The following is a 23956-nucleotide window of genomic DNA, read 5'->3' as shown; positions in this document are numbered from 1 at the left end:
CGGCTGTCAATTTCTTGATAACGCGCTATCTTGTAAGCAATCGATTGCTGCGGGAGTAATTGTCAGCAATAAACCTATTTAGCTCTATTGGCTATAAGGGTTTACGACCGCTGATCACACGCAACAAGATGATAACAACCGCAACCACCAGGAGAATATGAATGAACCCACCAATGGTATACGACGAAACCAAACCTAAAACCCATAGAACCAAAAGTACCAGTGCGATTGTATATAACATAATATGCATCCTTCTTCTGTTGAACATCGACTTCAGAACTTTTGATAGCAGGTTATTATTTTAGTTCAGCTTTAATTTATTAGCCTTTAGTAATTAAGAAAAAGTGAAAGCAATTAAACCTTTATATTCAACAAGCTACGAATAAATATATAAATAAATCCCATAAAAAACTTATCGCACAGTAGATCTGATTAGCACTTTAGAAAATCGGCTAAGCTTCATATTGTTTTGCAATGAATCCTAGCGATTTAAGAGCTGTGTCCATATCACTTAGTTTCAGCCTATTAGGGCTGTATTGCTCTTCAAGCATCAGCTAGGCACAGCATCCTTACTGACATTTTTCTCTTTAGAGATATTTTTAGCTTCTTCGCGATCATCTTTGCAGGCTGTCAGCCCTTCTTGTTGCTCACTCATGGCCGGCGTATAGGTGAGCATGCTGTAGAGTGGGAAATGATCCGAACCAATCGTTGGTAAACGTTTAATGTGCTGCACGGTAAAGTGCGCACTATGAAACAGATGGTCCAGCGGCCAGCGCAAAAATGGAAAATTAACGTGAAACGTATTAAACATTCCTCGACCCACACGCGGATCAAGTAAGCCACTAATCTTGCGAAACAGCCGAGTAGTCGCTGACCACGCTACATCATTCAGGTCACCGGTAACGATTACCGGGCCTTCTGTTTCAGAGACACTTCTCGCAATGGTAATCAACTCAGCATCGCGCTCTGCCGACTCAGCGTTTTCAGTGGGACTGGGCGGCGCTGGGTGAACAAAATGCATCTGCACTTGCACACCGTTGCGTAACCTTAAATGAAAATGAATCGATGGAATATCATCCTCAACCAAGTAAGAAATAACCTCTTGGCTAAAAGGCAGCCGAGAATACACATGCATCCCATATAAATTATCAAGAGGACATTTGACGCTATAGGGCATCTGGGTTTCGAGCACCTGCAGCTTGTCCTGCCAGCACTGATCTGATTCTAGAGTGACCAAAATATCTGGCTGATATTGGTTAACCAGAGCAATCAGTGCAGCGCTATTTTGATTTGTTTGCAGCACGTTGGCTGTAATGATACTGAGTTGCTGATTCGGATCAGTTAGCGCAGAGGCTTTTACTTCATACGGCCAAATCGGCGTATAAGGCAAAACCCACCACAACTGCCAGAAAAAACATAGCGCGCTTGCCACAAGCAAAAACCATGTCACACTTTCTTGCAGATCGAGAAAAATAAAATGAACGCAGAGCAAAAGCCCAGCTAGGCAAGTAATTTGCAGCCGTGGAAAGTCCATACTGCGAATAATCCAGTGTGGATTTTTAAACAGCGGCAGCACAGTAGCAATCACAATAAGCAATGTAACTAGAGCAGCTATTATTAACATAAAATGTCCTGTTACTTATTTTTCTACACGACTCGATAGCACTTTTAGCATTGCCACACTGACAGTGATAGTTCACATGCTAGGAGTCGCAATCGGCACCGGCTGCTGGCGATAAAACTGGCACAGCAACCGATAGACTTCCGGCATGTGTTCTTGCATTGTTGTCGGCGCTTCAAAAAAGGTCTCACTGCACACCGCAAAAAATTCAGCAGGACTGGTCAATCCATACTCATTGAGCGGCAAAGGACGCTGCTGTTGATAATCAGCTTGCAGCCGATCCCATGCAGCGGTAAAAATACGATGCCATTCACCAGAGCGCATATTGGGATGCATCGGCGGCGCACCGTTAGCACCATCACGCAGCATATCCAGCTTATGCGCCACTTCATGAATCACGACATTACTGGCTTTGCCATTAGCAGCCTGTGCGCCAGATTCATTGACCGCATCCCACGACAAAATCAGCGGTCCTCGAAACCAAGCCTCACCACTTAACGCGGGACCTTTAGAGTGGATGACACCGTCATGACTGCGGTAAGCGCGGTTCGGCACAAATCCACCTTCGTAAATAATCACTGTGCGCCAACGCTTATACCAATCAAGCCCAAGATGAAGAATAGGCACACACGCCATGGTGGCTATTTTCAGACCCATAGCATCAGTAAACTGAAATCTAGCACCTGATGTGAAGCTTTTTTGCGCGAGAAAACGAAACGTCATATCACGTAATTTGTCACGCTCTGCACCTTGATAGCGCAGCATCACCGGCCAGTCTGCAATAGCCGACTCCCATTGCGCTGCAGTAAAGCCGAGCTTATTAATCCGTCTATTTTCTAGCCAGTGAGTTAATCGTTTAAACATGGTCAATTGACATCCCAGCTCAGGCTTATATTCAATACTGCACAATAGTTATGCTCTGAACTATACAGCAACAGTGTTAATTTTCTCGGGAGATCACTGATCCTCACGTACGGCTGTGATGTTGATACCACCGATGCTTTTTTAGTCTTTTCTCTAACGCATGAGCAAGACAGTTATACCGATTTAACAGTAACTAACAGGCAAGAGTGTTAGTTAAGACGAGTAGTCAAGACCTTTATCCCAAGAGCAATCATTGCGCCACCTAAAACACGATCAATCCAGTGCCCAGACAGCTTAAAACGATTGTTGATTGCTGGCCGCGATAAAGCAACAACCACCAATACAAACCAAAAAAACTGAATAACCATCATCCAAATACCGTAAATAGCAATTTCATACAAAGGCATATTTGGAGAAAGCACGACCGTGAACAATGAGACAAAGTAAATGGGCGCTTTAGGGTTTAATACATTGCACAAGAAACCAACAGCAATGCTTTTCTTCGCCGAATAGCTCTTGGCAATATTGGCGGTTTCAACCTGACTCTTAGGCTTTGCTTTCAGTCCTTTGACTCCAAGATAAATCAAGTAAGCAGCAGCGGCGATTTTGATAAACCACAGCATGTTTGCCGAATTCGCAATCACTGCCGCCAAGCCAAACGCCGAATAAATGATGTGTACAGACAAGCCTAGTGCAATACCAATACTGCACATAAGCCCTGCTTTTTTACCGTTATTGAGGGTTTGCTGAGAGACCAAAACAAAGTCAGGACCTGGCGATGCAGCAGCCAATAAATGAATCGATGAAATCAGTATTAAACCTTGCAGCAATTCCAAACAGCACCTCCGTTGACAGTTATTTTGTCAAAGCCAATCCTGAATCTCACCCGTTCAATCTAGGCTAAAAATATTATTTTCAGATAAGCGCAAACGCACATAAGCCCAGTAAAGCAATATTAGCCAGCACCGCAATGAGATAAAAATAGCTGCGTGGGCTCGGATTCTTTTCTGTAGCAATCGCATAGTAAAGAACCATGTGCAGCACTCTGGCTAAAGCCATAATCCAAATCACCACTCCAGTCCAATATGCATCAGCGCCGACCATGACCGCTAAAATTGCAGCGCCTAGCATTACCGTGATGTTTTCCAATGAATTGCCAAAGGTACGATTGGAGCGAAAAACAAAGGAAGAGTGACTTAACGCTGAATCCATTTTTCCTGGGATAGCACCTGGCTGTGCAGCCTTTGACGCTGCGGCAACCATGCTTTGCACGAGCACAGTTAAAATAAGCGTCAATATTCCCCAAAAAGCGACAGAGTACGAGGCAAACATAATGGCTTTCCTTTTTATTTAATGAGGCTTAGCAAATAGACTAAGGCGCTTTTTTAACACGTTCTATTGAGCGAAGCGAACGATTTAAAACCATTATGTGCTGGCAGTTCAACTGTTTAAATATCTCTAATGAACAACTAAAACACGGTTTTTTGATTATTTGGATCCTTACTAAAGCCTCTATTATAAAGACCCAATCACTGCTCATTTTCTCTGGACGGCACTGCTTAGCGCCCAAATAGCACAAAAAACCAGCGGCAACGAGTCGGACCATCCATACCTTATTAGTTTTTCCAGAGGCATAAAAAAGCCACCGCAAAGGGTGGCTTTTAAAACAGCTTAGAAGTTATTTATGCTTCCAGCCAGTGATCTCAGCTAACGCAGTACCAATGTCAGCGAGTGAACGCACGGTTTTAACACCAGCGTCTTCAAGGGCTGCGAATTTCTCATCCGCTGTACCTTTACCACCAGAGATAATCGCACCAGCATGGCCCATGCGCTTACCTGGAGGCGCAGTAACACCAGCAATATAGGACACAACAGGCTTGGTCACGTGCGCTTTAATAAAGGAAGCAGCTTCCTCTTCAGCACTACCGCCAATTTCACCGATCATCACAATCGCTTCAGTTTTCGGATCCGCTTGGAACAGCTTTAAGATATCAATAAAGCTTGAACCAGGAATGGGGTCACCACCAATGCCCACGCAGGTTGACTGACCAAAACCTGCATCAGTGGTCTGCTTGACCGCTTCATAGGTCAAAGTACCTGAGCGTGAAACAATACCCACTTTGCCCGGCATGTGGATAAAACCTGGCTGAATACCAATTTTGCACTCGCCTGGAGTAATCACGCCAGGGCAGTTCGGACCGATCAAACGCACGCCAAGCTCATCGCATTTAATTTTCACGTCGAGCATGTCTAAAGTCGGAATGCCTTCGGTAATACAAACAATTAGTTTGATTCCAGCAAAAGCCGCTTCCAAGATCGAATCTTTACAGAATGGCGCTGGCACATAGATCACAGAAGCATCAGCACCGGTAGCCTGCACAGCTTCCAGTACTGTATTGAACACTGGCAAACCAAGGTGCGTGGTACCGCCCTTGCCTGGCGTCACACCGCCGACCATCTGCGTGCCATAGGCAATCGCTTGTTCGGAGTGAAAGGTGCCTTGTGCGCCAGTGAAGCCTTGGCAAATCACTTTAGTGTCTTTATTAATTAAAATACTCATGCTTGCTCCCCCCGAGCGGCTTCAACAACACGGATAGCAGCGTCACTTAAGCTGGTCGCAGCAATAATATTAAGGCCACTGTCTGCCAATACCTTGCTACCTAGCGCCGCGTTGTTACCTTCTAAACGCACCACCACAGGAACTTTAACGCCCACTTCTTTAACCGCACCAATCACGCCTTCAGCGATCATGTCACAACGGACAATGCCACCAAAAATATTGATCAAAACAGCTTTTACATTGCTGTCAGAAAGAATGATTTTAAAGGCTTCAGAAACGCGCTCTTTGGTTGCGCCGCCGCCCACATCAAGGAAGTTAGCCGGTTTGCCACCATGGTGATTCACAATATCCATGGTACCCATGGCTAGGCCAGCACCGTTGACCATGCAACCAATATCACCATCAAGGGCAACATAGTTCAGTTCAAACTGTGCAGCATGCGCTTCTCGTGGATCATCTTGACCTGGATCTTGCATCGCACGCAGCTTCGGCTGGCGGTACAGAGCATTACTATCAATCGTGATCTTTGCATCGAGGCAATGCAGGTTGCCATCGTTTTTGATCACTAATGGGTTCACTTCAAGTAAAGCCACATCATGCTCTACAAACAGCTTAGCTAAACCTAAAAAGATTTTAGTGAACTGCTTAACTTGATCTTCTGCTAAGCCTAAGCCATAGGCTAAAAAACGGCCTTGAAATGGCTGCGCACCAATGGCTGGATCAATAGTAACTTGCAGGATTTTTTCTGGCGTCTCATGGGCGACTTTTTCAATATCAACACCGCCTTCTGTCGAGGCCATGAACACCATGCGGCGCGAGGCACGATCAACCACAGCGCCTAAATACAATTCTTTAGAAAAATCAGTACAGGATTCAACCAAAATGCGACTGACCGGTTGGCCGTTAGCATCGGTTTGATACGTCACTAAACGCTTACCTAACCACTGCGCGGCAAAGTCTTGCGCGTCTTCAGCAGTTGTTACTAATTTAACGCCACCGGCTTTACCACGTCCGCCCGCATGCACTTGAGTTTTCACCACCCAACGCTCACCACCAATGTCGTGGCAAGCTTGTGCTGCAGCTTCAGGTGTTTCAACGGCAAACCCTAAAGAAACCGGTAAACCGTAATCAGCAAACAACTGTTTCGCTTGATATTCATGAAGATTCATACTGTCCTACCATTGAGTTCAGATTATGCGTAATACGCCGTTTACAGAATGTAACGGCTGTTTTGGCTGTTTGTATATCAGCCTGCCAAGCACCAACCGAAGCTGGTTCCCCTGCTTGACCTGAAACGAATACCGCCCCTAAAAAGGGGCGGTAAGTCGATCAACGTTTTTTGCGGTTAGCGATATGAATAGCTTGCCCACTGACGGCGAGCGCTGCTTCATGGAGCGCTTCCGATAGGGTTGGGTGTGAGAACACCATCAAGCCTAAATCTTCCGCACTGGAGCCGAACTCCATCGCAATCGCGCCCTGTTGCACTAACTCTGCAGCGCTTGGGCCAATCACGTGAACGCCTAAAACGCGATCCGTGGTTGCGTCAGCAATGATTTTCACAAAGCCTGCGGTGTCATTGGCAGCCATCGCGCGGCCACTGGCTGCGAATGGGAACACACCAACATTGACGGCAACCCCGTCACCTTTTAACTGCTGCTCGGTTTTACCAACGCTAGCAATTTCAGGGTGAGTGTAAATAACACCTGGAATCAGGTCGTAGTTCACTTGATTTTTCTTACCAGCAATACGCTCTGCAACCATGATGCCTTCTTCTGAAGCTTTGTGCGCCAGCATCGGGCCACGTACCACGTCACCAATTGCGTAAACGCCTGGAACGCTGGTCGCACAGATGTCATCAACGTAGATAAAACCACGCTCATCTAGGGTGACACCGCTATCAACGGCTAACAAGTTAGTCGTTACAGGACGACGGCCAACAGACACAATTAACTTATCAAAAGTCATTTGTTGCTCGCCTTGGGCGTCGGTGAAGTTCACGGTCACTTCGCCGTTTTTCACTTCAGAACCGGTTAAGCGCGCACCTAAACGGATATCCAGACCTTGCTTACCGAAGATTTTCAGGGCTTCTTTAGCCACTTGATCATCCATCGTTGGTAAGAATTTGTCTTGTGCTTCGATCACTGTCACTTCAGCGCCTAAACGGCCCCAAACAGAACCCAACTCAAGACCAATTACACCTGCGCCAATCACGCCGAGACGCTTTGGCACCGCTTGGAATTCCAACGCGCCCGTTGAATCGACAATAACATCTTGATCAACAGGTGCCGGTGGAATATCAATCGGCTGCGAACCAGCAGCGATAATGACGTTTTCAGCTTCGTACACAGTGACAGTGCCGTCTGATCCAGTCACTTCAACTTGCTTGTTAGCCAGTAACTTACCGTGACCTTCAATGCTGGTAACACCATTGGCTTTAAACAAGCCAGCAATACCGCCAGTCAAATTTTTAACAATGGTGCTTTTACGCGCAATCATTGCTGGAACATCCATGGTGACGTCTTTAACGCCAATACCGTGTACGGCAAAGCCTTCTTTGGCTTCGTGGTATTTCCAAGCACTGTCCAGCAGAGCTTTAGATGGGATGCAACCTACGTTCAAGCAGGTACCGCCTAATGCCATTTTGCCGTCTTTGTCTTGATACTTTTCAATACAGGCTGTTTTCATGCCCAGTTGCGCTGCTTTAATTGCGGCAACATAGCCACCAGGGCCTGCACCGATGACGATTACATCAAATTTCTGACTCATGAGATTTCCTCGTTAAGTGGCATGTCGCCACACTACAGCCGCCTACAACAAAATAAGCGGCTGTAGAATAATCAGATGTCCAGCAATAAGCGTGCTGGGTCTTCTAATAAGTTTTTCATGGTGACAAGGAAAGTCACTGCTTCTTTGCCATCAATTAAACGGTGGTCATAGGATAATGCTAAATACATCATCGGTAAAATCACTACTTCGCCATTCACCGCCATTGGGCGCTCTTGGATTTTATGCATACCCAAGATTGCTGTTTGTGGTGGGTTAACGATTGGCGTTGACAGTAAAGAACCGAACACACCACCGTTTGAAATGGTGAAAGTACCACCGGTCATTTCTTCTAAAGTCAGTTTACCGTCTTTAGCTTTACGACCGTAGGTGTTAATACCGCCTTCAATTTCGGCAAGGCTCATGAACTCTGCGTTACGTAAAACAGGCACAACCAGACCACGATCGCTCGAAACTGCAACACCAATATCTTGGTAGCCGTGGTAAACGATATCGTCACCATCAATCGAAGCGTTCACGCCAGGCTGACGTTTTAGTGCTTCAACCGCTGCCTTAACAAAGAACGACATAAAGCCTAAACGTACACCGTTATGGGTCTTTTCAAACAAATCTTTGTATTTGCTACGCAGATCCATAATTGGCTTCATGTTAACTTCGTTAAACGTAGTCAACATTGCCATAGATGATTGAGCTTCAACCAAACGCTCAGCAACTTTTTTACGCAAGCGAGTCATTGGCACACGTTTTTCAACGCGATCACCGGCTGCGAACAGTGGTGCTTCAGCGGCTGGTGCAGCGGCTTTTGGTGCTGCGGCTGGTTTATTAGCGACCGCAGCAACAGCGTCTTCTTTAGTGACACGACCGTCTTTACCAGTGCCTGGAATCGATGCTGGATTGAGGGCATTTTCATCAGCAATTTTACGTGCTGCTGGTGACAAAATAGCATCGCCAGTTGCAGTAGCAGCTGGAGCAGCAGCGTTTGCAGCAGGTGCAGATGGAGCAGTCGCCGCAGGTGCAGCAGCCACAGCATCTGTGTCAAGACGGCCTAAGAGCTCGGCGCTTAATACTGTGTCGCCTTCGTTAGCAACGATTTCAGTCAGCACGCCATCAGCTTCTGCTAACACTTCCATCACAACTTTGTCAGTTTCGATATCAACGATCAGTTCATCACGCTTAACTGCATCGCCAACTTGTTTGTGCCAGGTTGCAACGGTGCCATCAGCGACCGACTCGGGAAATGCTGGGGCTTTAATTTCGATAGCCATAATAATGTGTTCCTATAAATTCGGTTGTTACTTAAAAGCCGCACTGCTTATCAATGCGGCTTTCTCGCTGATTTAAACGCTAAAAGCATCTTGCAACAGTTGCTCTTGCTGCTCGGCATGCATTGATGCATAACCACAAGCTGGAGACGCTGATGCGACACGACCTGCATACTGCAACTCTAAAGTTGGCTTGTAAGCACTTGCAACGCGGCGCATGTGGTGCTGACTGCAATACCACGCCCCTTGGTTCATTGGCTCTTCTTGACACCAAACGACACGCTCAAGGTTCTTGTACTTGGCAAGTTCCTCGGTCAAGTCATCCTCAGGGAATGGGTACAGCTGTTCAATACGCACGATAGCAATGTTGTCTTGGCCTTCATTACGACGTTTTTCTAGCAAGTCGTAGTAGACCTTGCCGCTGCACATGATCACGCGATCAACTTTATCCGCATCCAATGTATCGATCTCGCCGATGACGTTCTGGAACGTGCCTTCTGCTAAGTCTTCTAAAGATGAAATAGCCAACTTATGACGCAGTAAAGACTTCGGTGTTAACGCGATCAACGGCTTACGCAATGGACGAATCGCTTGACGACGCAGCATGTGGTAAACCTGCGCTGGCGTAGTCGGCACACAGACTTGGATGTTGTGCTCAGCACATAATTGCAAGTAGCGTTCTAGACGCGCTGATGAGTGCTCAGGGCCTTGACCTTCATAACCATGTGGCAACAACATCGTTAGACCGGATAAACGGCCCCACTTGGTTTCACCACTGGTAATAAATTGGTCAATCACCACCTGTGCACCGTTGGCGAAGTCACCAAACTGGGCTTCCCAAATCACCAGCGCATTAGGCATGGTGCTGGCATAACCGTATTCGAATGCTAAAACTGCCTCCTCGGAAAGGAATGAGTCATACATATCGAAACGTGGCTGATCTTTGTAGAGGTTTTGCAAACCAAGATAGGTTTCGCCATCTTTTTGGTTATGCAGAACCGCATGACGGTGCGAGAACGTGCCACGGCCGACATCTTGGCCGGTGAAACGAATCGGATAGCCTTCAAATAACAACGTGGCATAAGCCGTTGTTTCGGCAAAGCCCCAGTTAATTGGCAAAGCACCAGCCGCCATTTTTTGACGGTCTTCAAGAATCTTCGACACTTGACGCTGAACGACAAAACCATCTGGCGTATCTTGCAATTTGAGTGCTAATTCTTGCAGCGTTTTCAAATCAAAGCGAGTGTCGTAATGCGGAGTCCACTTATGACCGAGGTATGGACGCCAGTCGACAAACAGCTCTTTGTTAGGTTCTTTAACTAAACTTTGTACAACGTGCAGACCATTATCCAGCGCAGTGCGGTATTCATCGCTTAACGCTTGCACTTGCTCAACAGTTTGTACGCCATCTTTCACCAATGAGTCAGCATAAAGCTCACGCGTCGTGCGCTGCTTGCTAATCAGTTGGTACATCAGTGGCTGCGTACCGCTTGGTTCATCAGCTTCGTTGTGCCCGCGTCGGCGGTAGCACACCAAATCAATCACTACGTCACGCTTAAACTGCATACGGTAGTCAACCGCAAGCTGAGTTACAAACAACACCGCTTCTGGATCATCACCATTGACGTGCAAAATAGGCGCTTGAATCATTTTTGCAACATCTGTTGCATATTCAGTTGAGCGCGTATCTTCAGGCTTACTGGTAGTAAAACCAACTTGGTTATTGATCACAACACGAATTGTACCGCCGGTTTTAAAACCACGGGTTTGCGACATTTGGAAAGTTTCTAGAACCACACCCTGCCCTGCAAATGCAGAGTCACCGTGAATGGTTACTGGAATAACTTTGTCACCGTCTGGATCATTGCGACGGTCTTGACGCGCACGCACAGAACCCTCAACCACTGGAGAAACAATCTCAAGATGCGATGGGTTAAAGCTCAGTGCCAAGTGGACTTCGCCGCCTGGAGTCATCACGTTAGATGAAAAACCTTGGTGATATTTCACGTCACCTGAGGCTAAGCCTTCAACGCGCTTACCATCAAACTCATCAAACAAATCGCGAGGGTTTTTACCATAGGTATTGACTAGAACGTTGAGACGCCCACGGTGCGCCATACCGACAACAATTTCTTTCGCGCCGTAGGCACCGGTACGCTGAATAATCTCATCCATTAACGGAATAAGACTTTCGCCACCTTCAAGACCAAAGCGCTTAGTACCTGGGTACTTGGTGCCTAAATATTTCTCGAGGCCTTCACCAGCAGTCAAACGCTCAAGAATATGCGTTCGCACTTCGGGAGAAAAGCCAGGACGGCTGCGCACACTTTCCAGTCGTTGCTGGAACCAGCGACGCTGCTCTGAATCAACAATGTGAGTAAATTCAGCACCAATAGTGCGGCAATAGGTATCTTGTAAAGATTGTTGAATCTCGCGTAGCGTAGCTTCTTCTTTACCGATATTTAAATCGCCGGTACGGAAGACGCTATCAAGATCGGAATCAGTCAAACCGTAATGATGTACGGTCAAGTCAGCCTGCATTGGGCGCACCCACAAACCGAGCGGATCAAGCTGCGACGCTTGATGGCCACGCATACGGTAGGCTTGAATTAGACGAAGCACTTCAACTTGTTTTTTCTCATGCTCAGTACTGATACTGCCAGCAGACACTGGCTGAGCACGTCTTTGGTTTTTCGCCAATAAGACAAATTGATCACGAACAGTCGAGTGTGAAACGTCAGTACTTATACCGCCATCGGCAGGCAGCTTTTGAAAATAAGTACGCCACTCTTCCGATACGGAGTTCGGATCGTGCAGGTAGAGTTCATATAGCTCTTCCACATAGGCAGCATTTCCACCGGATAGGTGGGCGCTGCTCCACATGCGCTGCATTACGCTTTCTTGCATGCTAGGTCACCCTTGATAAGGGGGACGCTACCGGCATGGAAACTTAACGGCTTTAAGTCATAAACAGCGACTTGGATAAAGCCACTCAGATTCCCGCAGATAGTCCGGGCACCAGCCCGGATGCCCCTGCTGGTCGTCAATTGCGTTTTGAAAAAAAGCCTTGTAAGCAATTTTTCGTTTAAAGCCACTCACCTGAAGGTACTCAGGCGAGTGGCTCAATGATTTACTACAGATAACTGCAGTAAATTAAGTACCGCTTTGTAGCAACATGCTGCGAATATGACCAATCGCCCGGGTAGGGTTGAGGCCTTTCGGGCACACGTTGACACAGTTCATAATATTGTGGCAACGGAACACGCTGAACGGATCATCAAGGCGCGATAAGCGCTCTTCTGTCTTGGTATCACGCGTATCTGCCAAGAAACGATAGGCTTGCAGTAAAGCTGCAGGGCCTAAGAACTTGTCAGGGTTCCACCAGAACGATGGGCAGCCAGTTGAACAGCATGCGCACAAAATACATTCGTACAAACCATCTAATTTTTCACGATCAGCTGGCGACTGCAAACGTTCCATGCCCGGTGTTGGGCTATCGTTCTGTAAATACGGCTGCACTTTCTCGTACTGCTTATAGAAGATGCTCATATCAACCGCGAGGTCACGAATAATTGGCAAACCAGGTAATGGACGCACTACCAATTTGCCATTTTTAACCACACTCGACAGTGGCGTGATGCAAGCTAAGCCGTTTTTACCCGAGATGTTCATGCCATCCGACCCGCACACGCCTTCACGGCATGAACGACGATAAGATAAGCTTTCATCCTGCTCTTTAATCAGAGCTAGAACGTCCAGCACCATCATGTCTTTGCCATCAATTTCTACATTGAAGTCTTGCATGAACGGTGCAGAGTTCACCTCTGGATTGTAGCGGTAAACACTTACTTGCAATATTTTAGGCAACGTCATCGTGATAACCCTTAATATTTACGTTCTTGAGGTTTAAATTGCTCAATTTCTGTTGGACTAAGCGCTGACGAAATCGAAAAGTTTACTGCGCGCTTGCCAACACGTTTTTCCCCAGGGAAGTACATGCTATGGCATAACCAGTTTTCGTCATCACGACTTTCGTAGTCTTCACGCGCATGCGCACCACGCGACTCAGTACGAGCCTCGGCAGCAATTGCAGTCGCTTCAGCCACTTCAAACAAGTTTTGCAACTCAAGCGCTTCAATACGTGCAGTATTGAAAGCATTGCTCTTGTCTTTAATTTTCACGTTTTCTACGCGCTCACGCATTTGCGCCAGCTCGGCAATACCTTTTTGCATGTATTCACCAGTACGGAATACACCGAAGTAGTTCTGCATGCAGTTCTGTAGTTCTTTACGCAGCGGAGCAACATCTTCACCGGAAGTACGCTCATTCAATGCAGACAAGCGTGCCATTGAGCCTTCGATATCACTTTCACTTGCAGCGCGTGTATCAACGCCTTCACGCAAGCTCTTCTCAAGGTGAATACCTGCTGCACGACCAAAGACAACCAAGTCAAGCAGTGAGTTACCGCCCAAACGGTTAGCACCGTGCACAGATACCGAACTGACTTCACCGACGGCGAACAAACCTTCAACGATGTGATCAACACCGTTTGCATCCTGAGCAATTGCTTGACCATGAATGTTAGTGGCGATACCACCCATCATGTAGTGGCAAGTTGGTACAACAGGAATCGGCGCAACCACTGGGTCAACGTGAGCAAAGGTAATTGACAGCTCACAAATACCAGGCAGGCGGCTGTGCAGAACTTCTTCACCGAGGTGATCAAGTTTCAGCAATACGTGGTCGCCATTCGGGCCACAGCCGTTACCAGCAAGAATTTCTTTAACCATCGAGCGCGCAACCACGTCACGGCCAGCAAGGTCTTTAGCATTGGGCGCATAACGCTCCATGAAACGCTCGCCATGCTTGTTGATCAAGTAACCACCTTCACCACGACAACCTTCAGTTACCAAGGTACCCGCGCCGGCAATACCGGTTGGGTGGAACTGCCACATTTCCATATCTTGCACTGGAACACCAGCACGCAACGCCATACCAACACCGTCACCAGTGTTAATCAGTGCGTTAGTGGTTGAGGCGAAGATACGGCCTGCACCACCGGTTGCTAAAACAACCGCTTTAGAACGGATATGAACGACTTCACCGGTTTCAATACAGATCGCAACAACACCAACAACAGCGCCATCTTGGTTTTTAACCAAGTCAACTGCGTACCACTCATTCAAGAATGAGGTGCCGTGCTTTAAGTTTGCTTGGTACAAAGTGTGCAACAAGGCGTGACCAGTACGGTCAGCGGCAGCACAGGTACGAGCAGCTTGACCGCCTTTACCGTAGTCTTTCGACTGTCCACCGAATGGACGCTGATAAATGCGACCGGTCTCAGTACGTGAGAACGGTAAGCCCATGTGCTCTAACTCGTAGACCGCTTCAGGGCCGACTGAACACATGTATTCGATAGCGTCTTGGTCACCGATATAGTCGGAACCTTTAACGGTATCGTACATGTGCCAGCGCCAATCATCATTCGGGTCATCTGATGCAATTGCACAGGTGATACCACCTTGTGCAGAAACAGTGTGCGAGCGCGTAGGAAACACTTTAGTTACTACGGCTGTTTTATGCCCACCTTGCGCTAGCTGCAGTGACGCACGCATACCTGCGCCGCCGCCGCCAATAATAATGGCATCATATGAAATGGTACGAATACTGGCCATGGATCAATTTCCCCACAATATCTGTATGCCCCAAACGAACAGTACGAACATAATCATGCCGCACAGCGCTTGAACTAAAAATCGTACACCTGTTGCCCAGCTACCCAGAGACATCGGCGTTAAGTAGTCAGTAGTGATGGTCCAAAGGCCAATCCAAGCGTGTGCGCTCAGGGCAACTAGACTCATCAAACTAAAGATACGCATCCAGCTGTTAGCAAACAGGCCATGCCACTGGGCATAACTCATATCTGGATTAGCAACTGCATAGCCCAAAAGAAACAAGGCATAAGCTGCTAATACTACAGCGGAGACTCGCTGAGCCATCCAGTCAAACAGACCAGATCGAGAGAAGTTAGTTACGTTAGTTACCATATCCAGACTCCTGTCAATACAATCAGAATGGCTGAAACAATAAAGACAATTTTAGCACCCAGCTTTCCGCCTTCCAGCGTTTCGCCGATGCCTAAGTCCATGATCAAGTGGCGGATGCCAGCTGTGAGATGGTACATAAGTCCAGAGAGAAGACCCCAAACTACGAATTTCGCCAGCGGGCTGGCTAAACACTCTTTAACCTCTGCAAAACCCTGCTCTGAGGCAAGAGATTTGTCGAGTCCATATAACAGCACTGCGATACCAAAAAACAGGATAACACCTGAAATCCGGTGCAGAATGGAAGAGTAGGCAGTGATTGGGAGTTTTATAGTCCTAAGATCTAGGTTTACAGGTCGTTGGCTATTCACGGCGTATTCACACTTAGAGAGCCCTAAACTGCAGGGCGAGTTGTCGGGAAGGCACTTGCAAAGAAGTACCCGTCACCATCGGAGTGACGACCGCCAGCTTATAGGCAAAAGCCACTGCCGGTCAGCTACCGAGTATAGTGCAAAAAACAGCATAATGACAACGCAAAAGCATTCGCCTAAATGCGCATTGCCAGCCTTTGACAAAAAGCGTAAATATCTGTACGTAAATTTTTGTATCGAGATAAATCGTCTGCAAGTTATACCCCCGAGCAGGTTATACTGACGAACAGTTCAAATTGACATTCGAGTTTATCTCACTATTATATCGCGGGCCCTGCGTGGGGGGCCGTGATGATTCCAAGCATAACTAGGAGGCCACAATGGCTGACAAAAAAGCGCAGTTAATCATCGAGGGCTTAGCCCCCGTAGACCTGCCTGTCCTGACCGGTACTATTGGTCCTGATGTAATTGATGTACGCGATCTTATTTCTAGCGGTCATTTCACTTACGACCCTGGTTTCATGTCAACAGCAGCATGCGAGTCAAAAATCACCTATATTGACGGTGATAAAGGCATTTTGTTGCACCGTGGTTACCCAATTGAGCAATTAGCAGAAAAATCCGACTACCTGGAAACCTGCTACTTATTGCTCAATGGCGAGTTACCAAATGCTGAGCAAAAGAAAAAATTCGTCGACACCATCAGTAAACACACCATGGTTAACGAGCAGTTGAAGTCTTTCTTAAATGGCTTCCGTCGCGACGCTCACCCTATGGCCATAATGTGCGGTATTGTTGGTGCACTGTCTGCTTTTTATCACGACTCTTTGGATAACAATAACCCAAAGCACCGTGAAATCTCTGCACACCGCTTAATTGCAAAAATGCCAACCATCGCCGCCATGGCGTACAAGTATTCGATTGGCCAGCCCATCATGTATCCACGCAACGACCTCTGCTACTCAGAGAATTTCTTGCACATGATGTTCAACACGCCTGCAGAAACCAAACGTTTCAGCCCTGCTCTGATTAAAGCAATGGATCGTATTTTCATCCTGCATGCTGACCACGAGCAAAACGCTTCAACGTCTACTGTGCGTTTAGCAGGCTCTACTGGTGCTAACCCATTTGCATGTATCGCTTCAGGTATTGCTGCACTTTGGGGCCCTGCGCACGGTGGCGCTAACGAAGCTGTATTGACCATGCTTGATGAAATCGGCGATGCGTCAAACATCGAGAAGTTTATTGCAAAAGCAAAAGACAAAAATGACCCATTCAAACTGATGGGCTTTGGTCACCGCGTTTACAAAAACTTCGACCCTCGCGCACAAGTCATGAAACAAACCTGTGACGAAGTGCTGGCCGAGCTAGGCGTTAACGATCCTAAGCTTGATCTTGCGATGAAGCTAGAAGAGTACGCCCTGAACGATCCGTACTTCAAAGAGCGTAACCTCTATCCAAACGTTGACTTCTACTCAGGCATTATCCTGAAAGCAGTCGGCATCCCAACCAGCATGTTTACAGTGATTTTTGCTATGTCACGTACTGTTGGCTGGATCTCACATTGGACTGAGATGCTGTCTAGCCCATACAAAATCAGCCGCCCACGTCAGCTGTATACCGGCTATGACAAACGCGACTACTCGCCGCTAGACAAGCGTTAATGCTGATCTAGTTGCAAAAAAGGCTGCCCAGTAATGAGCAGCCTTTTTTTATAGCGCCAGAAAAGTCTAAACCAGCTAACTCGCTTCTGCAGTTGCACCCTCTAGCCAACCAATCAACTGAATAGCCTCGGCTTGGCTACTACCACAGACACTGACTTCAGCTTGGAACACACCACAAAATGCAGGCCGTTCAGGCAAGCCAAATAACTTGCATAAGTTATCGTCACTTAAATTCAAACAGCGCTCGCCGGCTTTTTTACCCTGCGGCATATTCGGCATCGGCGTACGAATAGATGGCGCAATACAACACGCGCCGCAGCCCATTCGGCACTCCATCAACGCCATTTCCGAGTATTTATTAGACTAATGATATGCATACCAACTCCAATTATCGCTTGGTCTTTAAACGTGTAATTAAGCTCGAAGTATCCCAACGCTGGCCACCCATCGCTTCAACCTCGGCATAAAACTGATCAACCAGAGCAGTGACCGGTAGCGATGCACCATTTCGGCGCGCCTCATCGAAGACAATGGCAAAATCTTTACGCATCCATTCAACAGCAAAGCCAAAATCAAATTCGCCCGCTAGCATAGTTTGATAACGGTTTTCTAACTGCCACGACTGCGCCGCGCCTTTACTGATCACCTGCATTGCCGCCTCTGCATCTAAGCCGGCACTTTGCGCAAAGTGCAATGCCTCAGACAAGCCCTGCAATAAACCGCCAATGCAAATTTGATTGACCATCTTGATTAGCTGACCGCTACCGACACCGCCCATTAAACGCTGCATACGCGCATAACTTTGTAGAATTGGTGCAACCCGCTCATACACCTCTGCTGCGCCACCCAGCATAATGGTCAACACACCATTTTGTGCGCCCAATTGTCCACCGGAAACTGGCGCATCGAGAAATGCCAGACCACGCTGCTGGGCCTCATCAGCTAATTGCTTAGCCACTTGCGCCGATGCAGTAGTGTGATCAACAAAGACACTGCCCGCAGACATCCCGGCAAATGCACCATCACTGGCCAGAGTGACCGCACGCAAATCATCATCATTACCGACACAGCACATCACAAACTCAGCATCAGCCGCCGCTTGCGCTGGGGTTTGCGCGATACGCCCTGAATACTCTTGCAACCACTGCTGTGCGGTCGCGGCGGTACGATTATATACAGTGACAGCATGACCGTTGCGCGCCAAATGCCCTGCCATCGGATAACCCATAGCCCCTAAACCAATAAACGCGACACGCGCCATACTGCACCTTCCTGTTCTGTTTAACTGTGAATAGTCTTTACAGCCATCAATTCTTTACGACTTCGATAAGCACTATAAAGTACTGATAAAGCCGTGACGGCTCTTGTGCACAAGGTTATGCTAGCCATCTTTTTAACTTCGAGAACCTGCTATGCTCACCGTTAACGAATACTTTAATGGCACAGTAAAATCTATCAGTTTCACCGCTAGCGCAGGCCCTGCCAGTGTCGGTGTGATGACAGCCGGCGAATACACTTTTAGCACAGCAAGTGCTGAAGTGATGCATATTATCAGTGGTAGCGCTGCGGTAAAACTCAGCGACAGCAGCGACTGGCAAACGGTAGCTGCCGGCGAGCAGTTCAGCGTAGGCGCAAACAGCAGCTTTTTAATTAAGCTCAGCGGTGATACCGCGTACTTATGTGAGTACTGCTAAGTCTCTACAACGCACTACACAGTAACACCTATGCCCTACTCGCAACCTTGGTTGTTTTGGAATAAAAATGAACTTATCGAACATTGATCTCAATTTATTCATTGTCTTTGACGCCATTTACACCGAAGGCAACCTAACCCGCGCAGGGCAAATACTTGGCATCACGCAGCCTGCTACATCAAACGCTTTAGCCAGGCTGCGTGACACCTTTAACGACCCGCTGTTTGTGCGCACCGCGCATGGCATGCTGCCAACACCATTGGCACAAAATATTATTACCCCAGTACGCAGCGCACTACAGTTGTTGCGCGGCTCAGTACATGACAGTCGCGTGTTTGATCCAGCCAATGCTCATAAAACCTTTCGTTTGAGCATGACCGACCTCTCGGAAGACACTTTATTACCTGCCACATTTCAGCGCTTGCATAAGCTCGCGCCCAATGTACGCATCGAGAGCTTACTGGCACGCCGCCGCGAAACAGCGAAAGAGCTGGCCGCTGGTCATTTAGACTTTGCCATTGATGTACCCCTCAATAGCGACCCACAACTGCTGCACACGAAGTTATTAGAAGACCGCTATGTCTGCGCGATGCGCAAAGGTCATCCGCTGGCCAGTCACAAGAAAATCAGCCTTGAGCAGTACCTTGCAACCCAACATATCCATATTTCATCACGTCGCAGCGGTTTGGGTCCGGTCGACTTAGCTTTAGGCAAGATGGGCTTACAGCGCAATATTGTTTTACGCTCGCAGCATTACCTGATGGCGCAAACGGTTTTGCAAAACACCGACTTAACCATCACCGCACCGGCGCGCTTTGTTGCTCACTATAATTTACACAGCGTGGAACTGCCGATTGCCGGCATCGCACCGATTGAAAGCCACCTGTTTTGGCACACCAGTGCCGACCAAGATCCAGCTAACCGCTGGATGCGCGAGCAATTACTGCAAGTGGCGCAGCAGATCAGTAAAACTCCAGCAAGCTAAAAAAAACCGCGTATTCAGCACAACGACTGCGTCAAACCAAGACTTTCTGCAAAAAATCAGCAATTCGCTGCGCACTCAGCGCCATGTATTGCTCATGGGTAAAACCGCTACGCTTCAAAGGCTTCAGATCATGATCAGCAAACGCCAGCCACTCAAGCTCAATCGCTGTCGATAGCGGATACTGCCGCACAACAGCTTTAGCACCTAAAGCATCACGCTCTCCCTGCACTATAAGGGTCGGCGTGCGCAAATCCGCTAGGTGTTCAATACGCGGACGATCGACTTTGCCAGCAGGGTAAAACGGATAGCCCAAGCACACCAGCGCCTGCACTTGCAGTTCATCAGCGAGCATGCTGGCCATGCGCCCACCCATTGACTTACCAGCGAGCACCAGCGGTCCTGCGACTTTAGCGCGCACCTCGGCATAAACCTTGCGCCAAGCCTCTAACAACACCGCAGCTTGATTGGGCGGCCGGCGCACGCCATCCAGTCTGCGCTGCGCCATATAAGGAAACTCAAAGCGCACCACGCTAATCCCTAAAGCCTGTAAACGCTCGCTCATATCCTGCATAAACGCACTGTCCATCGGCGCACCGGCGCCGTGTGCGAAAATCAGCGTGCACCATGAATCTGTCGCATCATCAAATAAAACAGTCATTACACCCTCATTAATATACTTATCAATAAACTCTTTGACCGTTGACCCTTATCAATACTAACACTAGGGGCTTTCGTCATTCTTGCGCCTGACAACAGCCGTCTTAATGTCCATAAGCACGACTGATTATCTGCCCAAAAATAGAATGGAAACCTTCAAATATGAACACGACAACGAGTTCCGCCTATAACTACAAGGTGGTTCGCCAGTTTGCCATCATGACGGTGATATGGGGCATCGTTGGGATGGCGGTCGGCATCCTGATTGCTGCTCAACTGGTGTGGCCTGTACTAAACTTTGACCTGCCTTGGACCTCTTATGGTCGCTTACGTCCCCTGCATACTAACGCAGTGATTTTTGCGTTCGGCGGTTGCGCGCTGTTTGCAACGTCCTACTATGCGGTACAACGCACCTGTCAAACGCAGTTGTTTGCGCCAAAACTAGCGGCTTTTACCTTCTGGGGTTGGCAGTTAGTTATTTTACTGGCGGCAATCAGTTTACCGCTGGGCTTTACCTCCTCCAAAGAGTACGCAGAACTTGAGTGGCCGATTGATATTCTCATCGCCATTGTTTGGGTCAGCTATGCAATTGTTTTCTTTGGCACGCTGGTTAAGCGCAAAGTTAAACATATCTATGTGGGCAACTGGTTCTTCGGTGCTTTCATCCTGACCGTCGCGATGCTGCACATCATCAACAACTTGGAAGTACCGGTCACTCTGACCAAATCCTATTCCATGTATGCTGGCGCAACGGATGCCATGGTGCAGTGGTGGTACGGTCACAACGCGGTAGGTTTCTTCTTGACCGCAGGCTTCTTAGGCATGATGTATTACTTTGTTCCTAAACAAGCTGAACGCCCTGTTTACTCTTACCGCTTATCAATCGTGCATTTTTGGGCATTGATCGCAGTATACATATGGGCAGGTCCACACCACTTGCATTACACCGCTCTGCCAGACTGGGCACAATCACTCGGCATGGTGATGTCTTTGATTTTATTAGCACCTTCATGGGGCGGCATGATCAACGGCATGATGACGCTATCAGGTGCTTGGCACAAACTGCGTAGCGACCCAATTTTACGTTTCTTAGTGGTATCTCTCGCATTCTACGGCATGTCGACCTTTGAAGGTCCAATGATGTCAATTAAAACCGTTAACGCTCTGTCGCATTACACCGACTGGACCATTGGTCACGTACACGCAGGTGCTCTAGGCTGGGTGGCGATGGTTTCAATCGGTTCGCTGTATCACATGATTCCACGTCTGTTCGGTCTCAAGCAGATGTACAGCGTCAGCTTGATTAACACGCACTTCTGGTTATCCACCATTGGTACCGTGCTCTATATCGCCTCTTTGTGGGTCAACGGTATTGCGCAAGGCTTAATGTGGCGTGCGATCAATGATGACGGCACCTTAACCTACTCGTTCTCTGAAGCCATCAGCGTCAGTCACCCAGGTTTTGTGGTGCGCTTAATCGGTGGTTCAATCTTCTTTGTCGGCATGCTGTTGATGGCCTGGAACGTTTGGAAAACCATCAGAAGCGCGAAGCCGGCTGAAGCAGCTGCAGCGGCACGCTTTTCTGTAGAAGGAGCACACTAATGAAGAGTCATGAGATCGTAGAAAAAAACGTTGGTCTGCTTGCCCTCTTTATGGTTCTAGCAGTCAGCATTGGCGGCCTGGTACAGATCGTACCGCTGTTTTTCCAAGATATGGTCAATGAGCCGGTTGAAGGCTTAAAGCCTTACACCGCATTACAGCTGGAAGGTCGTGACATTTACATTCGCGAAGGTTGCGTCGGCTGTCACTCACAGATGATTCGTCCATTTCGCGCCGAAACTGAACGTTATGGCCATTACTCAGTGGCTGGCGAAAGCGTTTATGACCATCCATTTTTATGGGGTTCTAAGCGTACCGGTCCAGACTTAGCGCGCGTGGGTGGCCGTTACTCCGATGATTGGCACCGTGCCCACCTGTTTAACCCACGCAACGTTGTGCCTGAGTCAAAAATGCCGTCCTACCCTTGGTTAGTGGAAAACACTCTAACGGGTAAGAACACAGTGAAGAAAATGGAAGCTCTGAGCTGGTTAGGCGTGCCTTACACACCAGAGGATCTAAAAGGCGCTGTTACCGCTGTTGAAGGTAAAACTGAAATGGATGCACTGGTGGCGTATTTACAAGTGCTCGGCACTTCCATCAAGAATAAGCGGTAATTTTGATGGATATCGGCACATTACGTGGTTTAGGCACACTTATAATTTTCGTGGCTTTTATTGGCCTCGTGTTTTGGGCATACAGCGGTAAGCGTAAAGAGAGTTTTGCTGAGGCAGCACTGCTGCCCTTCAGCGACGAAACCAACAACACTGCCGCTGTACAGAATTTCTCTAGGAGCACTGACCAATGACCTCATTCTGGAGTTGGTATATTACGTTACTCACCTCGGGCACTTTGCTAGCGCTGACGTGGCTGATTTTTGCAACGCGTAAAGGGCAACGTCCGGATACTACGGACCAAACCATGGGGCACTCGTTCGATGGTATTCAAGAGTACGACAACCCTCTACCACGCTGGTGGTTTATGTTGTTTGTCGGCACTTTATTGTTCGCTGTCGTCTATCTGATCCTCTACCCAGGCATGGGCAACTGGAAAGGCGTATTACCCGGCTACGAAGATGGCTGGACTTCCACTAAACAGTGGGAGCGCGAAATGGATAAGGCCGATGAAAAATACGGTCCAATTTTCGCTAAATACGCTGCCATGAGCATTGAAGATGTCGCTCAAGATCCGCAGGCGTTAAAAATGGGCTCGCGCCTATTTGCTAACTATTGCTCGATTTGCCACGGTTCTGATGCAAAAGGCGCGATGGGTTTCCCTAACCTTGCCGATCAACATTGGCGCTGGGGTGGCGATGCTGCAGCAATCCAAACCAGTATCTTGCAAGGCCGTAACGGCGTAATGCCGGCTTGGGGTGCAATTATTGGTGAAGATGGCGTGAAAAACGTTGCCGCTTATGTGCGTAAAGATCTCGCTGGTTTGAAATTACCTGAAGACAGCGCAATTGATACGGCAGCGGGCAAGCAAATTTACACCGCCAACTGCTCAGCGTGTCATGGTGCTAACGGCGAAGGTATGGCGATGCTCGGCTCACCGAACTTAACTTCAAGCGCTGGCTGGATTTACGGCTCAAGTTTAACGCAACTGCAACAAACCATTCGTAATGGTCGTAACGGCGTAATGCCTGCGCAAGAGCAGTACTTAGGTAAAGATAAAGTGCATATCTTAGCGGCGTACGTGTACAGCTTATCGAATAGTAAAAAGTAAAAGCGTCACTGCGTGCTGGCGGCAAGCATCAGCTTGTCGCCAGTTTTATTTCAATAGAAATGACCAAGATCAAGGCACTGCGACATTAAGGCACACACTATATATAGTCGCATTACCCTGCTTACGTGT

24 protein-coding genes are annotated in these 23956 nt (G+C 48.0%); 7 read left to right on the top strand and 17 right to left on the bottom strand.

Annotated features, from left to right (window positions below):
- Window positions 1–91: 91 nt before the first annotated feature.
- The 14 genes from H591_RS15985 to sdhC form a co-directional block, all read right to left on the bottom strand.
- On the bottom strand, window positions 92–241 hold the full coding sequence (locus H591_RS15985; protein WP_022966476.1) for a lmo0937 family membrane protein: 150 nt from the start codon (window positions 239–241) through the stop codon (window positions 92–94).
- A gap of 309 nt (window positions 242–550) precedes the next feature.
- A complete protein-coding gene (locus H591_RS0108220; RefSeq protein WP_022966474.1) occupies window positions 551–1624 on the bottom strand; it encodes an endonuclease/exonuclease/phosphatase family protein in 1074 nt (357 codons plus the stop codon).
- A 72-nt stretch (window positions 1625–1696) separates the two neighbouring features.
- Window positions 1697–2485: a M90 family metallopeptidase gene (locus H591_RS0108215; protein ID WP_022966473.1), complete on the bottom strand. Its 789-nt coding sequence runs from the start codon at window positions 2483–2485 to the stop codon at window positions 1697–1699.
- 209 nt (window positions 2486–2694) lie between these two features.
- Window positions 2695–3321 (bottom strand): LysE family translocator, encoded by a 627-nt coding sequence (locus tag H591_RS0108210; protein WP_022966472.1) that lies wholly within the window; start codon window positions 3319–3321, stop codon window positions 2695–2697.
- 79 nt (window positions 3322–3400) lie between these two features.
- Window positions 3401–3817, bottom strand: coding sequence for an MAPEG family protein (locus H591_RS0108205; RefSeq protein ID WP_022966471.1), 417 nt, complete (start codon window positions 3815–3817; stop codon window positions 3401–3403).
- Between the two features lie 346 nt (window positions 3818–4163).
- Window positions 4164–5045, bottom strand: coding sequence for a succinate--CoA ligase subunit alpha (gene sucD / locus H591_RS0108200; protein WP_022966470.1), 882 nt, complete (start codon window positions 5043–5045; stop codon window positions 4164–4166).
- Window positions 5042–6214, bottom strand: a complete 1173-nt coding sequence (sucC, locus tag H591_RS0108195) for an ADP-forming succinate--CoA ligase subunit beta (protein WP_022966469.1) — start codon at window positions 6212–6214, stop codon at window positions 5042–5044. Before sucC ends, sucD begins: the two co-directional genes overlap by 4 nt.
- Window positions 6215–6374: 160 nt before the next feature.
- The gene (gene lpdA / locus H591_RS0108190; protein WP_022966468.1) at window positions 6375–7811 is read right to left on the bottom strand and encodes a dihydrolipoyl dehydrogenase; all 1437 of its coding nucleotides are present in this window, start codon (window positions 7809–7811) and stop codon (window positions 6375–6377) included.
- A 71-nt stretch (window positions 7812–7882) separates the two neighbouring features.
- Entirely contained in the window at window positions 7883–9094 is a 1212-nt protein-coding gene (gene sucB, locus H591_RS0108185) for a dihydrolipoyllysine-residue succinyltransferase (RefSeq protein ID WP_022966467.1), read from the bottom strand.
- 72 nt (window positions 9095–9166) lie between these two features.
- Entirely contained in the window at window positions 9167–11998 is a 2832-nt protein-coding gene (locus H591_RS0108180) for a 2-oxoglutarate dehydrogenase E1 component (RefSeq protein ID WP_022966466.1), read from the bottom strand.
- A 246-nt stretch (window positions 11999–12244) separates the two neighbouring features.
- Window positions 12245–12949 (bottom strand): succinate dehydrogenase iron-sulfur subunit, encoded by a 705-nt coding sequence (locus H591_RS0108175; RefSeq protein WP_028244289.1) that lies wholly within the window; start codon window positions 12947–12949, stop codon window positions 12245–12247.
- 26 nt (window positions 12950–12975) lie between these two features.
- The gene (sdhA, locus tag H591_RS0108170; RefSeq protein WP_022966464.1) at window positions 12976–14766 is read right to left on the bottom strand and encodes a succinate dehydrogenase flavoprotein subunit; all 1791 of its coding nucleotides are present in this window, start codon (window positions 14764–14766) and stop codon (window positions 12976–12978) included.
- A gap of 3 nt (window positions 14767–14769) precedes the next feature.
- The gene (gene sdhD, locus H591_RS0108165; RefSeq protein ID WP_022966463.1) at window positions 14770–15138 is read right to left on the bottom strand and encodes a succinate dehydrogenase, hydrophobic membrane anchor protein; all 369 of its coding nucleotides are present in this window, start codon (window positions 15136–15138) and stop codon (window positions 14770–14772) included.
- Window positions 15132–15506 (bottom strand): succinate dehydrogenase, cytochrome b556 subunit, encoded by a 375-nt coding sequence (sdhC, locus tag H591_RS0108160; RefSeq protein ID WP_022966462.1) that lies wholly within the window; start codon window positions 15504–15506, stop codon window positions 15132–15134. The genes sdhD and sdhC overlap by 7 nt, the downstream gene beginning before the upstream one ends.
- 380 nt (window positions 15507–15886) lie before the next feature.
- Between sdhC and gltA the strand changes: the two genes are divergently transcribed.
- Entirely contained in the window at window positions 15887–17170 is a 1284-nt protein-coding gene (gene gltA, locus H591_RS0108155) for a citrate synthase (RefSeq protein WP_022966461.1), read from the top strand.
- Window positions 17171–17245: 75 nt separating this feature from the next.
- On the opposite strand, the gene H591_RS0108150 is transcribed toward gltA, so the two are convergent.
- The gene (locus H591_RS0108150; protein WP_022966460.1) at window positions 17246–17506 is read right to left on the bottom strand and encodes a YkgJ family cysteine cluster protein; all 261 of its coding nucleotides are present in this window, start codon (window positions 17504–17506) and stop codon (window positions 17246–17248) included.
- 52 nt (window positions 17507–17558) lie between these two features.
- Complete coding sequence (locus H591_RS0108145) at window positions 17559–18482, bottom strand: NAD(P)-dependent oxidoreductase (RefSeq protein WP_269746525.1); 924 nt, start codon at window positions 18480–18482, stop codon at window positions 17559–17561.
- A 100-nt stretch (window positions 18483–18582) separates the two neighbouring features.
- On the opposite strand from H591_RS0108145, the gene ppnP reads away from it, so the two are divergent.
- Together ppnP and H591_RS0108135 are read left to right on the top strand one after the other, a co-directional pair.
- Window positions 18583–18864 carry a pyrimidine/purine nucleoside phosphorylase gene (gene ppnP, locus H591_RS0108140; protein ID WP_022966458.1) on the top strand — a complete coding sequence of 94 codons (282 nt, stop codon included), beginning with the start codon at window positions 18583–18585 and terminating at the stop codon, window positions 18862–18864.
- 67 nt (window positions 18865–18931) lie between these two features.
- Entirely contained in the window at window positions 18932–19849 is a 918-nt protein-coding gene (locus tag H591_RS0108135) for a LysR family transcriptional regulator (RefSeq protein WP_022966457.1), read from the top strand.
- 31 nt (window positions 19850–19880) lie between these two features.
- Here the strand turns inward: H591_RS0108135 and H591_RS15065 are convergent, their stop codons facing one another.
- Window positions 19881–20507, bottom strand: a complete 627-nt coding sequence (locus H591_RS15065) for an alpha/beta fold hydrolase (protein WP_022966456.1) — start codon at window positions 20505–20507, stop codon at window positions 19881–19883.
- Between the two features lie 161 nt (window positions 20508–20668).
- On the opposite strand from H591_RS15065, the gene ccoN reads away from it, so the two are divergent.
- Genes ccoN through ccoP form a run of 4 tightly spaced genes read left to right on the top strand, consistent with a single transcriptional unit; the run spans window position 20669 to window position 23827 of the window.
- Window positions 20669–22108, top strand: coding sequence for a cytochrome-c oxidase, cbb3-type subunit I (ccoN, locus tag H591_RS0108125; protein WP_022966455.1), 1440 nt, complete (start codon window positions 20669–20671; stop codon window positions 22106–22108).
- A complete protein-coding gene (gene ccoO / locus H591_RS0108120) occupies window positions 22108–22719 on the top strand; it encodes a cytochrome-c oxidase, cbb3-type subunit II (RefSeq protein WP_022966454.1) in 612 nt (203 codons plus the stop codon). Before ccoN ends, ccoO begins: the two co-directional genes overlap by 1 nt.
- Before the next feature lie 5 nt (window positions 22720–22724).
- Window positions 22725–22910, top strand: coding sequence for a CcoQ/FixQ family Cbb3-type cytochrome c oxidase assembly chaperone (locus tag H591_RS0108115; RefSeq protein WP_022966453.1), 186 nt, complete (start codon window positions 22725–22727; stop codon window positions 22908–22910).
- Window positions 22907–23827 carry a cytochrome-c oxidase, cbb3-type subunit III gene (gene ccoP, locus H591_RS0108110; RefSeq protein ID WP_022966452.1) on the top strand — a complete coding sequence of 307 codons (921 nt, stop codon included), beginning with the start codon at window positions 22907–22909 and terminating at the stop codon, window positions 23825–23827. Before H591_RS0108115 ends, ccoP begins: the two co-directional genes overlap by 4 nt.
- The last annotated feature ends 129 nt before the right edge of the window (window positions 23828–23956 follow it).

This window comes from Denitrificimonas caeni DSM 24390, from assembly GCF_000421765.1.
Taxonomy (GTDB): Bacteria; Pseudomonadota; Gammaproteobacteria; order Pseudomonadales; family Pseudomonadaceae; genus Denitrificimonas; species Denitrificimonas caeni.
Note: the sequence above shows the minus strand (reverse complement) of the source record. Positions and strands in the feature narration are given on the sequence as shown.

Bases quoted from the DNA above. Each gene is read 5' to 3' on its own strand.
- H591_RS15985 (WP_022966476.1), bottom strand. From the start codon at position 241: ATGTTATATACAATCGCACTGGTACTTTTGGTTCTATGGGTTTTAGGT.
- H591_RS0108220 (WP_022966474.1), bottom strand. From the start codon at position 1,624: ATGTTAATAATAGCTGCTCTAGTTACATTGCTTATTGTGATTGCTACT.
- H591_RS0108215 (WP_022966473.1), bottom strand. From the start codon at position 2,485: ATGTTTAAACGATTAACTCACTGGCTAGAAAATAGACGGATTAATAAG.
- H591_RS0108205 (WP_022966471.1), bottom strand. From the start codon at position 3,817: ATGTTTGCCTCGTACTCTGTCGCTTTTTGGGGAATATTGACGCTTATT.
- sucD (WP_022966470.1), bottom strand. From the start codon at position 5,045: ATGAGTATTTTAATTAATAAAGACACTAAAGTGATTTGCCAAGGCTTC.
- sucC (WP_022966469.1), bottom strand. From the start codon at position 6,214: ATGAATCTTCATGAATATCAAGCGAAACAGTTGTTTGCTGATTACGGT.
- lpdA (WP_022966468.1), bottom strand. From the start codon at position 7,811: ATGAGTCAGAAATTTGATGTAATCGTCATCGGTGCAGGCCCTGGTGGC.
- sucB (WP_022966467.1), bottom strand. From the start codon at position 9,094: ATGGCTATCGAAATTAAAGCCCCAGCATTTCCCGAGTCGGTCGCTGAT.
- H591_RS0108180 (WP_022966466.1), bottom strand. From the start codon at position 11,998: ATGCAAGAAAGCGTAATGCAGCGCATGTGGAGCAGCGCCCACCTATCC.
- sdhA (WP_022966464.1), bottom strand. From the start codon at position 14,766: ATGGCCAGTATTCGTACCATTTCATATGATGCCATTATTATTGGCGGC.
- sdhD (WP_022966463.1), bottom strand. From the start codon at position 15,138: ATGGTAACTAACGTAACTAACTTCTCTCGATCTGGTCTGTTTGACTGG.
- gltA (WP_022966461.1), top strand. From the start codon at position 15,887: ATGGCTGACAAAAAAGCGCAGTTAATCATCGAGGGCTTAGCCCCCGTA.
- H591_RS0108150 (WP_022966460.1), bottom strand. From the start codon at position 17,506: ATGGAGTGCCGAATGGGCTGCGGCGCGTGTTGTATTGCGCCATCTATT.
- ppnP (WP_022966458.1), top strand. From the start codon at position 18,583: ATGCTCACCGTTAACGAATACTTTAATGGCACAGTAAAATCTATCAGT.
- H591_RS0108135 (WP_022966457.1), top strand. From the start codon at position 18,932: ATGAACTTATCGAACATTGATCTCAATTTATTCATTGTCTTTGACGCC.
- H591_RS15065 (WP_022966456.1), bottom strand. From the start codon at position 20,507: ATGACTGTTTTATTTGATGATGCGACAGATTCATGGTGCACGCTGATT.
- ccoN (WP_022966455.1), top strand. From the start codon at position 20,669: ATGAACACGACAACGAGTTCCGCCTATAACTACAAGGTGGTTCGCCAG.
- ccoO (WP_022966454.1), top strand. From the start codon at position 22,108: ATGAAGAGTCATGAGATCGTAGAAAAAAACGTTGGTCTGCTTGCCCTC.
- H591_RS0108115 (WP_022966453.1), top strand. From the start codon at position 22,725: ATGGATATCGGCACATTACGTGGTTTAGGCACACTTATAATTTTCGTG.
- ccoP (WP_022966452.1), top strand. From the start codon at position 22,907: ATGACCTCATTCTGGAGTTGGTATATTACGTTACTCACCTCGGGCACT.